The following is a 14,803-nucleotide window of genomic DNA, read 5'->3' as shown; positions in this document are numbered from 1 at the left end:
GTCGGCGCCCATCAGCCGGCGAGCTCGAAGTCCGCGCCGAGCAGTTCGAGCTTCGTGATGAAGTTCTCGTACCCGCGCGCGATGATGCCCACATTCGAGACCGTCGAGCGGCCGTCGGCGCTCAGCGCCGCGATGAGGTGGCTGAAGCCGCCGCGCAGGTCGGGCACCTCGATGTCGGCACCGTGCAGCTGCGTCGGCCCCGAGATCACGGCCGAGTGGTTGAAGTTGTGCTGGCCGAAGCGGCAGTGCTTGCCCGTGAGGCACTCCTTGTGCACGTCGATCGTGGCGCCCATCTCGACGAGCGCGTCGACGAAGCCGAAGCGCTGCTCGTAGACGGTCTCGTGCACGATCGACACGCCCTTCGCCTTCGTGAGCGCGACGACGAGCGGCTGCTGCCAGTCGGTCATGAAGCCCGGGTGCACGTCGGTCTCGATGATCACCGGGCGCAGCTCGCCGCCCGGGTGGAAGAAGCGGATGCCGTCCTCTTCGATCTCGAACGCACCGCCCACCTTGCGGAAGACGTTGAGGAAGGTCAGCATCTCGGCCTGGCGTGCGCCGCCGACGAAGATGTCGCCCTCGGTCGCGAGCGCGGCCGCAGCCCAGCTCGCCGCCTCGTTGCGATCGAAGAGCGCGCGGTGCGTGTACCCCTCGAGACGCTCGACCCCCTCGATGCGGATGACCCGGTCGGTGTCGACCGTGATGATCGCGCCCATCTTCTGCAGGATGTTGATGAGATCCATGATCTCGGGCTCGATCGCAGCCCCCGAGAGTTCGGTGATGCCTTCGGCGAGCACTGCCGTGAGAAGCACCTGCTCGGTCGCGCCGACGCTCGGGTACGGAAGCGACACCTTGGCGCCCTTGAGGCCCAGCGGTGCCGACATCCGGATGCCGCTCGGAAGCTTCTCGACGATCGCACCGAAGTTGCGGAGCACTTCGAGGTGGTAGTCGATCGGACGGTCGCCGATCCGGCACCCGCCCAGGTCGGGGATGAACGCCTCCCCGAGACGGTGCAGCAGCGGACCGCAGAACAGGATCGGGATGCGGCTCGAGCCCGCGTGCGCGTCGATGTCGGCCATGTGCGCCGACGCCACGCCCGACGGGTCGAGCACGAGCTCGCCCTCCGCGCCTTCCGTCACGCGCACGCCGTGCACCTCGAGGAGGCCGCGGACGATCCGGACATCGCTGATGTTCGGGACATCCTTCAACACGCTCGGCGAGTCGCCGAGGATCGCGGCGACCATCGCCTTGGTGACGAGGTTCTTCGCGCCCTTCAGCTCGATCCGACCCTGGAGGGGCTTGCCTCCGTTGATCGTGATCCGGTCGACCGACAGTCCGACTGCCGTTCCGTGCTGCTTCGCGTCATCCACGAGGGTATTCACTTAGCTCCCTGCTTCTGCCGACTCCCTGGTGGGGAGGGTCTTGGGCCGCCACGCCTCTCGATTCGCTTCGAACTCCGAGATGGCGCCTTCGTCTCGAAGGGTCAGCCCGATGTCGTCGAGCCCCTCCAGCAACCGCCACCGAGTGTAGTCGTCGATCTCGAACGGCACGCTCAGCGACCCGGCGCTGACGGTACGCTCAACCAGATCGACCGTCACCGGTATTCCCGGGTCGGCCTCGACGACCGCCCACAGGCGCTCGATGTCCTCGTACGCGACCTGCGCCGCGAGGAGGCCCTGCTTGCCCGAATTCCCGCGGAAGATGTCGCCGAAGCGCGACGACACGACCACTTTGAAGCCGAAGTCGCGGAGCGCCCACACGGCGTGCTCGCGGCTCGAACCGGTGCCGAAGTCGGGGCCTGCGATAAGGATCTGCGCACCCTGGTAGTGCGGGTGGTTGAGGACGAACTCGGGGTCCTGGCGCCAGCCGTGGAAGAGTGCGTCGTCGAAGCCCGTCTTCGTGACGCGCTTCAGGAACACGGCCGGGATGATCTGGTCGGTGTCGACGTTCGAACGGCGCAGCGGCGCCGCGATGCCCGTGACGGTCGTGATCTTCTCCATGTCAGCGAGCCCCTTCCTGCTCCAGGTCCCACGGACTCGACAGCGTGCCGCGGATCGCGGTCGCCGCGGCGACGAGCGGCGACACGAGGTGCGTGCGCCCGCCCTTGCCCTGACGTCCCTCGAAGTTGCGGTTCGAGGTCGACGCGCACCGCTCGCCAGGGGCGAGCTGGTCGGGGTTCATGCCGAGGCACATCGAGCACCCCGCGAAGCGCCACTCGGCGCCGAACTCGGTGAACACCTTGTCGAGGCCCTCGGCCTCCGCCTCGAGACGCACGCGCGCCGAACCCGGCACGACCATGACCCGAACGCCGTCGGCCTTCTTCTGGCCCTTCACGATCGACGCGAACGCCCGCAGGTCTTCGATGCGGCTGTTGGTGCACGAACCCATGAAGACCGCGTCGACCTTGATGTCTTTCAGCGGCGTACCCGGCTCGAGGTCCATGTACTCGAGCGCGCGCTCGGCGGCGGCCCGCTCGTGCTGGTCGTCGATCGACTCGGGGTCGGGCACGGCGTCGCTCAGCGACACGCCTTGACCCGGGTTGGTGCCCCACGTGACGAACGGCTCGAGCGCGTCCGCGTCGATGAACACCTCGGCGTCGAACGTCGCGCCCTCGTCGGTCTGCAGCGTGCGCCAGTACTCGACGGCGGCGTCCCAATCGTCGCCCGCCGGCGCGTGGTCGCGCCCCTTGACGTACTCGAACGTCGTCTCGTCGGGGGCGACCATGCCCGCACGGGCGCCCGCTTCGATCGACATGTTGCAGATCGTCATGCGACCGTCCATCGTGAGCGCCCGGATCGCGCTGCCGCGGTACTCGAGCACGTAGCCCTGGCCGCCGCCGGTGCCGATCTTCGCGATGACCGCGAGGATGATGTCTTTCGCCGTGACCCCCGGGCGCAGCGTGCCCTCGACGTTGATCGCCATCGTCTTGAACGGCTTCAGCGGCAGGGTCTGCGTCGCGAGCACATGCTCGACCTCGCTCGTGCCGATGCCGAACGCCATCGCGCCGAACGCGCCGTGGGTCGAGGTGTGCGAGTCGCCGCACACGACGGTGATGCCCGGCATCGTGAGCCCGAGCTGCGGGCCGACGACGTGGACGATGCCCTGCTCCTTGTCGCCGAGCGAGTGCAGGCGGATGCCGAACTCCTTCGCGTTCTTGCGGAGGGTCTCGATCTGGGTGCGGCTCGTGAGGTCGGCGATCGGCTTGTCGATGTCGATCGTCGGCGTGTTGTGGTCTTCGGTCGCGATCGTCAGATCGGGACGGCGAACCGGACGACCCGCCATGCGGAGTCCGTCGAACGCCTGCGGGCTCGTGACCTCGTGGACGAGATGCAGGTCGATGTAGATGAGGTCGGGAGTGCCGTATTCGCCCTTGGAGACGAGATGCGCGTCCCAGACCTTCTCGGCCAGGGTGCGCGGACGCGAAGGCGTCTGGATGTCGGTCATGCGTGGATCTTCCTCGGTGTCGTGTCCTGGAATGGCCGTCGACGAAACTCCGCGGCGGGGAAGGCCTAGGACGAGGCCCCGCCGCGGCACCGAAGGAGAAGTCGCGGCGCGCGCATGGGTCAAGGGTACACGTTCGATCGGGCGGGCCCGACCACGGTGAACCGGTACTCCCCCAGCGCGACCACGTCGCCGTCGGCGAGATCCTCGGACGCCCCGGACGCCAGATCGGTCGACGAACCGTCGGCACGCTCGATGCGCACCCCGTTCGTCGACCGCAGGTCGGTCACACGACAGACGCCGACTGCCGGCTCGATGATCGCGTGCGTCTTCGACACCGTGCGCTCCGGATCGTCGACTCGGATCGCGACGGCCGGAGCGAACGTCGGTTCGACGACCGGCGCTCGGCCGAGCACGGTTCGCCCTTCGAGCTGGATGTCGAGGCGGTCGCTGCGGAGGCTCCAGATCGCGATCGAGGTCGGCCCCGTCGCGGGGGCGACGGGTTCGGAACGCGGGGCTTCGGATGCCACGGGGGGCATGCCTGCCGTCGGAACGGGCGCGGCGGACGGTACCGACGGAGCTGCCTGCGCCGGCGCAGGTACCGGTGCGGGCGCGAATGCCGGCTCCGGCAGCGGCGGTGCGGCGAGCGCGGCAAGCGACGACACCGATTCGAAGACGATGGTTTCACCCGCGGGCTGCGCCCAGACCGAGGCGGGCCGTGCTGACGCGGCGGGTTCAGGCGCGGGCTCGGGCTCGGGCTCTGACCCGACCGGAGCGTCGGGTCGTGCGAACGCAGGCTGCGGCATCGGCGCGAACGCAGGCGCAGGCGCCGGTTCGGGCGAGAACGCGGGCGTCGGTGCGTCCGTCGGCTCGGGAGCCGGCGTGGCGGCGGGCTGCGCCGCAACAGGCGTCGACGGCCCCGCCCCCGGGCCGGCGAAAGCCGGAGGTGCGAACGTCGGAAGCGAACGCTCGACCGGCCGCGGCCGGCGCGTGGTCGCAGGCACGCTCTCCTCGGGCACCAGCCCGGGAGGCGGCACGATGAAACCAGACCCGTCCACGACGCCCACCCTACCTACTCGAGCGACCGCCGCGGCTCGCGCGCTTCACCGAACGACCGCGCTTGGAGATCCGGTACTTCGCGACGAATCGCCTGAATCCGCCGGCCGCAGCCGAGACCGCTGCAGCCGTCGCGTCGGCCTCTGTCCATCGGTGATCGACGACGCCCGAGACGTCTTCACCCGCGAACACATCGCGATCGACCGCGATCGCGAGCGGCGTGAGCGACCGAGCAGAGTCCGCGAGACCCTGCTCTGCGCTCTGACGCTCGAGTGCGGCCGCGACTTGCAGACGCGATCCGAGCGCGGGCGGCTCGAACCCGAGCTCGGCGTATCGATCGACGAGTTCGTCCCACGCACCGGCCGAACTCCGGTCGGGCCGGTCGAGGCGTCTGCGATTCCGACGGCGCGCCTTCGCGATCGCGACGATGATCATCGGCACGAAGACGATGAGCAACGGAATCAGCACGGAGCCGGCGGCGAACCACACCCAGACCGGGATCTGGAAGGGACGATCGGGGTCGTCTTCTTCGGTGTCGTCGATCTCGACGGTCGACAGCAGCTCGTCGTCGACCGAATCGCTCCGCGGAGGCTGTCGCACCTGCGGCTGCGGTTCGCTCTTCGGCTTCGGCGTCTGCTCCTGCGGAACGTCGACCTCGTCGGGGGTGGGCCTGAACGAGACCCACCCGACTCCCTCGAACGGGACCTCGACCCACGCCGTCACATCGGCGCCGAGCACCTCGACCGAGCCCGCACCTTGGGGGATCTCAGGTGCGAAGCCCATGACGACGCGCGAAGGGTAGCCGAGTTGTCGCACCATGAGCGCCATGGCAGCCGCGTACTGCTCTTCATCGCCGACCATCTGCGAGCGCGTGAAGAGCTCGATGAGGCGATCGGCGCCGTGGCCGGCCCGAGACGCGACCGAGTCGGATGCGAGCCCGTGGCTCAGGAAGCCGTTCGACTTGAGCCCCTGCTCGATGCCGCGAATCTGCTCGATCGCGGTCGCGGCATCGCCCGCGTACTCCTCGGCCTTCGCGGCGACGACGTCGGGGACGTCGTCGACGGGCGGCATCGCGAGGTTCGCGATCGGGACGTCGAGGAGCGCGTCGGTGTCGGGCTCGTTCTGGACTTCGGCGCTGAACTCGTACTTCGCGCCCTTCGAGAGGCCGCTCGTGAGCACAGCCGTACCGTTGTCGGGGTTGTACCGCAGATCGCCGGCGCGCTCGTTCGATCCCTTGTCGAGGAGCCGCAGCGTCTGGCCGTAGCGGACCATGGGCATCCACACATCGTCGTACGACATGACGTCGATCTCGACGTCCCTGCTGGATCCGAGGTCGGCGAGCGGCGGCTGCGGGAGGGTCTCTCCGACGATCGCGTATCCGCCGTCTGCCGCCTCTTCAGGGCTCGCGACGGTCCAGAGCCGGCCTGTGTACGAATCCATCGAGGCGAGTCGGATGACGTCTCCGGGCTCGAGCCCGGTCGCTGTGAAGAGCGACTCCTCGGCGAGATCCTTCGTGTAGTGCCGGAACCCTGCGAGCGGACTCGGGAACTCGCGAGCGTCGAACGGCGGCGTGACGTGGTCGCGCAGCACGAATCGGTCGCCTGCCGCAGGCGACCAGGCCAGACCGGCAGCGGCGCCCACCACGATCGCGCCCGCCACGACGACCGCGACCCCGCCCGTCTTGCGGACGAGCGAGCGGGTGTCCGAGCCTCGTTCGGACTCGACGATCTTCGAACGCCGCCGAGCAAGCCAGACGAGCGCGATCACTGCGAAGGCGATGCCTCGAACCGCCGCCAGGAACGTCTCGTCCGTCCCGAGCAGGATGCCCGAGATGTAGAGCACGATCGGACCGAGCAGGAGTACCGACGCCCGCAGGACCGATCCTCGCCGCGGCAGCCAGCGGAGCACGAGCAGGCTGCAGACGAGCGAGACCAGCCACGTCGCCACGTAGGGAACCGCGGCGATGTAGTACGGCGCCTCGATGGGAGTGCCGATGGTGAGGATGTCGGCCCAGCCGTAGACCGCGCCGAACGCGAGTCCGGTCAGCGAATCGAGCGTCGGCACGACGACGAAGAGGCCTTGCGCGGGCATCGTGAAGGGCGTGCCGAAGACGAAGTACGCGGCGATCGCCAGGAGCACGGTCGGGAGCACCCCGACCCGCAGCAGCGTGCCGGCGAGCGCCGCACCGGTCCCGACCAGCAGGCCGCCGACCGCTGCCAAGAGGAAGTCGGCGTCGCCGAAGCTCGTCTCGTACCCGGCGACGGCCACGAGGCTCAGGACGGACAGGACGGCGAGGTCGCCCCAGCTCGCTGCCGTAATGCGGTTCACGGTCGCACCCTCTTCACCACGGCAGCGAGTTCGGAGAGGTCGCCGATCGTCGCGACGAGCGTCGATCCGACCTTGGAGATGCGGGCATCGGCGCCGCGGTCGGCGCGGAACGCGAGCAGCTGCGCTTCGGAAGGCAGGATCGTCTCGATCGACCGCAACTCGGCGAGCGGAAGTTCGGATCCGACGACGAGGAGCACGACGCTCGCCGACTGTGCGCGGCGCAGTACTTCGCGAACGAACTCCCGAAGCACGGTGGTCTGGGTTCGCGGCGCGATACGCGAGGTGTCGTCGAGGAACGAGGTCGTCGTCGACGTGCGGAGCGAGAGGTCTTCGGTGGCGGCCGAACTCGTCGTGCCGTCGCGGACGACCTGCACTCCGAGCGACGCGAAGATCGAGACGGCGAGCTCGAACTCGTCGTCATCGGCGTAGTGGGCGGCCACTGTCGACTGCGCGAGCACGAGTTCGGAACGGCGCGTCTCTTCGTACTGGCGCACCATCAGCTGACCCGTGCGGGCGGAACTCCGCCAGTGGACGTTGCGGAGCGGATCACCGGGGACATAGGCGCGAAGCGCGTGGAACGAGATGTCATGGTCGGTGATCGTCTGCGTCGTCTCGCCCTCGAGATCTTTGACGAGTCCCGCCGCGGAGGGCTTCAATCTGGCGGTGCGCGGATGCACGAACAGTTCGACCGGCTCGCTCCACTTCACGGTGCGGCGGAGCAGCCCGAGTTCGTCACCGCGCACCGAGATCGCGGGGCCTGCGACGATGACCGCGCGTCGCTGCGTCGGCACGGCGAAGAGCTCTTCGTGATCGGCGCCGCCCGCGAGCGCGGGAATGCGGAAGCCGGCGACGCCCGCACCGACGGGAAGCTCCATCCGCGACGGAACGGTTGCGGCGGAGCCGTCGTTCACGACCACCAGTCGGCCGAGTGCACGCTCCCCGGCGACGACGCGGGACGGCTTGAGCTCGACGGCGACGTTGTACCGCATGCGCCCGAAGACGAACGGAATCGCAATGAGCACCGCACCGACGAGCGTCGCAGCGACGAATGCGAACTCGACCCAGTCGAATGCGACGGCGATCAGCGCGGTCGCGACCGCAGCACCCAGCACGAGCCATCCGATCGTCGAAATCACACTCGTGACCGGGGACGCGATCCTCCCGACCGCACGACCGGCCGTCGCGACCCTGCGCCCGATCGCGCCGAGGGTGCGCATGATCGAACGCCCGACCGTCGCGAGCGCGATTCGCCCTTGCGAAACCGTTGCTTCGGATGCCTCGGCGCGCGCTTTCGCGCGCGTCATGCCGCGCGGTACGCCGGAGGCGCGACCGACGTGATCGCCGCTTCGACGATCTCGCGAGCCGTCGTCCCGGTGAACTCGGCCTCGGGGTCGACGATGATGCGGTGCGCGAGGACGGGCACCGCGAGTTCGCGCACGTCGTCGGGCGTGACATACGTGCGACCGTGGGCGATCGCCCACGTCTTCACGGCGCGGGCGAGCGCGAGCGCACCTCGCATGCTGACGCCGAGCGCAGCCGACTGGTGCGCGCGGGTCGCCGTGACGAGTTCGTTGAGGTACGACACGACCGAGGGATCGACGAACACCTCGGCAGCGAGGTTCGCCATCGTCGTGATCGAGCTCGCGGCGATGATCGGCGACACGCCGGCGGCGCGCGAACGGTTCGCCGAGTCGAGCAGCACCGTCACCGCGGTCTGGTGGTCGGGGTAGCCGAGCGACGTCTTGATGAGGAAGCGGTCGAGCTGCGCCTCGGGGAGCGAGTACGTGCCGCCCTGTTCGATGGGGTTCTGCGTGGCGACCACCATGAACGGGGGTTCGACGTCGTAGCCGACGCCGTCGACCGTGACTCGCCCCTCCTCCATGACCTCGAGCAGCGCGGACTGCGTCTTGGGGCTCGCCCGGTTGATCTCGTCGGCGAGGACGATCGACGCGAAGATCGGGCCGTGGTGGAACTCGAAGCGACCCTTGCCCTGGTCGTAGATGGTGACGCCCGTCACGTCGGAAGGCAGGAGGTCGGGCGTGAACTGGATGCGCGAGTGGGTGCCGTCGATCGTGTTGGCGAGCGCCTTGGCGAGCACCGTCTTGCCGGTGCCGGGGACGTCTTCGAGGAGCACGTGACCGCCCGAGAGCATCGCCGTGAGCACGAGCGAGATGACCTCGCGCTTGCCGAGGATGGCCTGATCGACGTTGTCGACGAGCTTGCCGAATGCATCCTGGAACCAGGCGGCCTGCTCTTGCGTCACTGCCACGTTCGAACTCCATCCCCACGGCCCGAAGGCCTGTTCTCAACACCGATTTCGCACCCCGTAGACCCCGATCGGGGGGATGCACCGGTCAACCTAACACAGCGGAGGCCAGCCCCCGAATCGCCTGTGGATGAGGCGATTCGGGGTGCTCACCACGCGGCGGTCGCTACCAACAGGTGCCGACGGGCAGATTGCGCCAGTCACTGACCGAGGCGGTGCCGACGCTCACGGTCGTCGGGCCGACGACCGACACGGAGACGGGCCCGGTCGTGTTCCAGATGTAGTTCTGCAGTGTCACCGACCCTGTCCCGCTGAGGTAGATGACCGGCTTCGTGCCGGTCCACCCACCTGCGATCGTCGCGTGGACGGTGTAGTTGCCGGCAGGCACGTTGTAGTAGTTCAACCCGACGAGCCAGCCCCGCCCGCTCGAGAACTCTCGCTTGCAGACCTGTCCGTACACCGGGGGCGGCGGCGGCTCCTGTGGGACGCCGACCGCCCGCGAGGTCTCGGGTCCGGGCTTCCCGCTGCCGACGTTCACCGCACGCACGTACACCGTGTGCGAACCGACACCGATGTTCGAGAACGAGAAGCTCAGTCCGGACACGTCGTTCCATCCGCCGCTGTCGATCCTGGCCTGATACTTCACCGCCCCGCCGCCGGTCACGCCGGGCGCCGTCCAGTTCGCCGTGACCGTCGTCGGACCGTAACCCGGAGTGGGGATCGAGAGGGATCCGACCGCCGAAGGCGCACCGTACGGCGTCACCGCGACGGACTGGTCGGAGGCCGGGCTCGACCCCTTCGCGTTGATCGCGACGACGCGGAATTGATACGCAGTGCCGTTGGTCAGGCCGGAGATCGTCTGATCGCGGCCCGCTTCGGCAGCACCGAGGTCACGGGATCCGCCGTTCCACGTCAGCAGGTACCCCGTGATCGGCGAGTTGTTGTTCGCCGGCGCGGTGAACCGCACGATCGCGGTGCCGTCTCCGGCACTGGCCGTCGGCGGATTCGCCTTGTCGGGCGCCGCGCGCACGACGACCGTCACACGACCCTGCGCTTCGCGCGTCGCATCCTTCGTCGCATCGCCGATGCGGTAGATGATGCTGAGCGTTCCCGTGAACGTCGGTCCGGTGCGGACCGAAACGTTCGAACCCGACACCACAGCACTCGCGTTCGCGCCGACGCTCGCTTGGTCGATCGACGTGTCGATGATGCGCAGCGGCTGGCCGTCTTGGGCGAACGGATTGAAGTCGTTGTCGAGCACTGGGATGAGCTTCGTCTCGCTCCGGCCCATCTCGATCTCGCCTGCACCCGGATCGTTGACCGCGATGGGCTTCGGACGCGTCGAGGACACGACCTTCACATCGACGTAGCCGGGAACCGTGAACTCGTTGAACTTCAGATCGAACGTGATCCGCGTCGATGTGTTGGTCGGCGTGCCGAGCGGCGATGACACGCGCAGCTTCGATCCACCGGTGAGCTGCGCGGCGATCGCACCGGTCGCACCCTTGAGGTTCTGGTAGCCGACCTTCTGGATGTTGTCGCGGTTCGTGTGATCGGTCGACGCGCGCAGGTCGATCTCCACCGGCGACTCGCCTGCCTCGATCGTGAGCGTGCGCGGCGTGAACGTCGGCGGCTGGTCGTTGAACTCGGGGTCGCCGACGATGATCTGCAGCCGGAGGAGCGCGGTACGTCCGACGGGGTCGTCTGCATCCTCGCCGTCGGTCACCTCGAAGGTGAGGGTCGCGAGGCCCCGATAGTCCTTCGCGGGCTGGAACCGCAGCGTCGTGTCGTCGACCATCGGGTCGTTCTTCGCATGCGTCGCCTCGGCGGACAGCAGGAGTGCGGGCTGCCCCGACGGCACCTCGACCAGGTCTTCGATGTCCCACTCGATCTTGCCGTTCTGCGGGACGACGATCTCGTCGAGGTCTTTCAGGTGAGGCGGCGGGAACTTCGCCTTCTCCTCGGCGTCGAGCTCTTCCTGCGTCTTCGGCTTCACCGTCGGAGTGGGAGTCGGAGTCGGGGTCGCTCCGGCTGCCGTGGGAGCCGGCGGTGCAGTCGGTTCGATCGTCTTGCCCGTTCTCGGGTCGATCTGCGGCTCGTCGAGGAGCTCCGGCGGCAGCGGCGGCACGATGACGAACGCCATCGCCGACAGGTCGTCGACCTCGTTCGTCAAGCGGAAGGCCACGGCGTAGCGCTCCTGACCCGGCGTCACGGTGATCGTCCCGTCGGAAGCGACCTCGGCGCGCTTGGCGTTCGGCCCTTCGACCGTCACGGCCAGATCCTCGACGAGCCCGCCGGGGTTCGTCGCGTCATGGAGCGGGAAGACCGCGACCGGCTCCTTCGAGACGACCTTCTCGGGCTCGATGATCTGGTCCTCGGCGGTCGGCGGTTCGATGACTGCGACATCGCTCACGGCGATCTGCACGAACGCCGAGTCCATGCCGCCATGCCCGTTGGAGACCTCGTAGCTGAGGGTGTACGCGCCCTCGGACTTCGGTGTCTTCACGACCACGCGCTTGCCGTCGCGGATCTCGGCCGTGATGCCCTTGTCGATCTCGGGAAGGTCGGTGACGGTCAACGCGTAGCCGTTGGGGTCGGTGTCGTTCGCGAGGACTTCGATGCCGAACGTGCGACCGGGCTTCATCTGCACCGAATCGTCGACCGCGACCGGAGGCGCCTGGGTCAGCGGCCGCGGAATGACGCCGATGCGGATCGTCCCCGTCGCGCGTTCGCCGAACGCGTCCTGAACCTCGTAGGTGAACGAGTCGGTGCCGGCCGTGCCCGCGAACGCCTCGTAGGTGAACGACCGACTCGTACGGGACGTGATCCGTCCGAGCGCCGGCGTCGAGGTGAAGTCGAGGAGCGTGACCGAGTCGCCGTCTGGGTCGATGCCGTCGAGGGGCACGTCGACCTTGACTCCGGACGACTCGAAGGTGCGCGACGTGATCGGCAGCGGGCTGGGCGCGCGGTTCGACCCGTCGCGCGCGACGACGGTGAACGTCACCGTCGCCCGCGCCGTCTGCTCGAAGTCGTCGGTGATCGTGTAGGACACCGTCTGAACGCCGGCCGTCTCGGGCGCCTGGAAGCGGATGCTCTCGTCGTCGATGAACGCGAGACCGCCGGGCGCGCCCGACTGATCGAGGTCGTCCAGCAGGCGAATGGGCGAGGCATCCGGATGGTAGTCGTTCGCCAGCACGGGAACGGTGACGATGTCGCCCGCGCGGACGACCGTCCGGTCGTCGAGCGCGACGGGCGGCTGGTGCTTGACGAGCGGCGGGACGGGCACGACAGTGACGGTCGCCGTCGACGTCCCTCGTCCGTCGGAGACCGTGTAGGTGAACTGCAGTTGGCGATCGAGCGCTTCGAAAGCGCTCACCCGGACAACCGTGTTCGTCAGGAGTTCGACGGATACGAGCCCCTGGGTCGCAGTGTCATCGACCGACTGGACGGCGAGCACCAGGCCGGCCGGCGAGACGTCGTTCGAAAGCACGGGAACCACGACGGGTTCGCCCGGCCGCAGATAGGCGGTGTCCTTCACGGCGATCGGAGCGGCGTCGTCGGTCGGACGCTCGGCCACCTGCACCCGCACCAGGCCGACGCTGAGCTTCTCACCCGCCGCGAGATCGTAGAGGAAGACGTACTCGCCGGGTGCGGCGCTCGAGAAGGTGATCGTGCCGCGATCGGGGTTCGCTGTCACCGTCGCCCCATCGGGCGTCTCGCGGACGCCGAGGAGTTCGAGCGGTGCGCCCGACGGTGACCGGTCGTTCGCGAGCGGTTCGATCGCGATCGATTCACCGGGGAACACACGCGCGAAGTCCGGCGTGCCCACGGGGTTGAGCGATCCTGCCGGTTTGACGTCGACCGTGAGCGTGCCGGTCGCCGTCGCGGTGCCATCGGACACGGTGAACGCCACCTCTTTGAGCCCGAGTTCAGCGGACTTGTGCTCGAACGTGATCGAACCGTCGGGGCTCGCACGCACGGAGTCGCCGCCCGTGGGCGACGCGTCGACGAGAAACACGTCGTCACCGTCGGGATCGACCCAGTCCGTGAGCAGGTTGTACGAGATCTGCTGGTTCTGCTCGATGCTGAGCGCAGCGCTCCGCAGCGACACCGGGGCGACGTTCTCGCTCTCGGGGACGAGTCGGACATTGACGGATGCCTCGGCCACGCCTTCGCGGCCGTCGCTGACCGAATAGCGGAACGATGTCGTTCCCGCAGCCGCCTCGGCGGGCAGGAACTGGAGCGCTCGACCGCCGTCGATGACCTCGAGGCGCCCCATCGACTCGGGAACCGCGGTCGTCGATGCGACGGTGAGGACGTCGCCGTCGGGGTCCGAGTCGTTCTGGAGGACGTCGATGATCGTCGCGCGACCGGCGCGTACTCCATAGGTGTCGTCGTGCGCGACCGGGGGCCGGTTCTGCTCGGTTCGCTGGGCGAGCGTGTCTTCGAAGCTCTCGGTCGAGGCCTTCTCGTCGCCCTCTTCGCCGTCGCTTTCGTCGGGTGGGCTGACCTCGCCCCAATTGTCGACGAGGCGCAGGTCGGAGTCGATGAGCCAGGCGTCGCCGTTGTCGAGGTTGTTGAGCGCGACGACGTCGCGGTTCACTCTGAACTCGAAGCGGCCGCTGCCCGACGACTGGTCGAGCGCGACGGCATGCGGCTCCCTGCCGTCGCACACGGCGAGATACCGGGCCGAATCGGCCCAGGCGCCGTGGACGCACGTTCCGACCCGCACCGGGGCTGCGACACGATCCGGAGTGGACCCCGACGCGCCGTCGGCCGAGCGCTCGACGACCTCGCCTCCGCCGAGCGGGATCTCGAGAAGCCCGTTCGAGGTCGCCACGATCGCCGACTCCGCGTCGGGCCCGCTCTGCTGGAGTCTGAGACCGTCGTCGGGCAGGTCGACCCTGCGGTCTCCGACGATCACGGTGTTCTTCGCCCGATCGAGGATGACCGGTTGCTCGCCGACCGCAGCCAGCTGATGCTCCCCGAGCGAGCCGACCTCCACGCGTTCGGGCTCATCGACGCCGCGCGCGAGTTCGAGGAGCTCACCCTTCTCGGCGGCCGTGGCGAGTACCGTGCCTTCGCCCGAGACGGCGACCGCGCCCCCCTCGCCGAGCTTCGCAACCGGCTCGGTGCCGCGCCAGTCGAAACTCAACTCGCCACCGGTCGAGATCCGCCAAAGCTCGCCCTTCGGCGAAAGCACGGCGAGCACATCGCCCCCGTATGCGAGCTTGGACGCCGGCGGGACGTCGATGCGTTCGATCAGCTCGGTGTATGAAGGATCGACGCGCTCGACGGCACCCGCGACGGCGTCGTAGAGGAAGACGTCGTCGCCGTTCTGGAAGACGTCGGCTGTCGCTGAGGCGACCGCGACCGCCGCGTCGAGTTCTTCGATCTGACGGTTCAACCGCCCGGCGAGCAAGTCCGAGGCGTTCGTCACCCACACGTCGCGCACCCGCAGATCGGGATCGGTGACGGGGAACCCCTCATGGAGCACCGCGATGCCGATCGGAACACCCGCGAGCACCGCGAGAACCGCCGTCGACGCCACCGACTTGCGCGCCGGACCGCGCAGGGAGAAGAACCCCATGGAAACTCGTGACCCTCTCGACGCCCGACGCCTGCGCTCGACTGTCCGAGCCGGGCATCACCGTAACACGGAGACCGTTCTCCTCCGAATGGGGAGGACTCCCCTGTGGAGGGCGCCGACCGAAC

General features: G+C 68.6%; 8 protein-coding genes. All 8 read right to left on the bottom strand.

Going from position 1 to position 14,803, the window contains the following annotated elements; all coding sequences use genetic code 11:
- Positions 1-11: 11 nt before the first annotated feature.
- Positions 12-1,379, bottom strand: coding sequence for a UDP-N-acetylglucosamine 1-carboxyvinyltransferase (gene murA / locus ET445_RS10850; protein WP_129191261.1), 1,368 nt, complete (start codon positions 1,377-1,379; stop codon positions 12-14).
- Entirely contained in the window at positions 1,380-1,997 is a 618-nt protein-coding gene (gene leuD / locus ET445_RS10845) for a 3-isopropylmalate dehydratase small subunit (protein WP_129191259.1), read from the bottom strand.
- Position 1,998: 1 nt separating this feature from the next.
- Positions 1,999-3,441 carry a 3-isopropylmalate dehydratase large subunit gene (leuC, locus tag ET445_RS10840; protein ID WP_208008380.1) on the bottom strand — a complete coding sequence of 481 codons (1,443 nt, stop codon included), beginning with the start codon at positions 3,439-3,441 and terminating at the stop codon, positions 1,999-2,001.
- Between the two features lie 119 nt (positions 3,442-3,560).
- Positions 3,561-3,968, bottom strand: coding sequence for an FHA domain-containing protein (locus ET445_RS10835; protein ID WP_165314383.1), 408 nt, complete (start codon positions 3,966-3,968; stop codon positions 3,561-3,563).
- Positions 3,969-4,506: 538 nt separating this feature from the next.
- Positions 4,507-6,822 (bottom strand): transglutaminase-like domain-containing protein, encoded by a 2,316-nt coding sequence (locus tag ET445_RS10830; RefSeq protein ID WP_129191256.1) that lies wholly within the window; start codon positions 6,820-6,822, stop codon positions 4,507-4,509.
- A complete protein-coding gene (locus tag ET445_RS10825; RefSeq protein ID WP_129191254.1) occupies positions 6,819-8,126 on the bottom strand; it encodes a DUF58 domain-containing protein in 1,308 nt (435 codons plus the stop codon). The genes ET445_RS10830 and ET445_RS10825 overlap by 4 nt, the downstream gene beginning before the upstream one ends.
- Positions 8,123-9,091 (bottom strand): AAA family ATPase, encoded by a 969-nt coding sequence (locus ET445_RS10820; protein WP_208008379.1) that lies wholly within the window; start codon positions 9,089-9,091, stop codon positions 8,123-8,125. The genes ET445_RS10825 and ET445_RS10820 overlap by 4 nt, the downstream gene beginning before the upstream one ends.
- Positions 9,092-9,254: 163 nt before the next feature.
- Complete coding sequence (locus ET445_RS10815; RefSeq protein ID WP_129191253.1) at positions 9,255-14,678, bottom strand: Ig-like domain-containing protein; 5,424 nt, start codon at positions 14,676-14,678, stop codon at positions 9,255-9,257.
- Positions 14,679-14,803 lie beyond the last annotated feature (125 nt).

Source organism: Agromyces protaetiae, from assembly GCF_004135405.1.
Classification (GTDB): Bacteria; Actinomycetota; Actinomycetes; order Actinomycetales; family Microbacteriaceae; genus Agromyces; species Agromyces protaetiae.
Note: the sequence above shows the minus strand (reverse complement) of the source record. Positions and strands in the feature narration are given on the sequence as shown.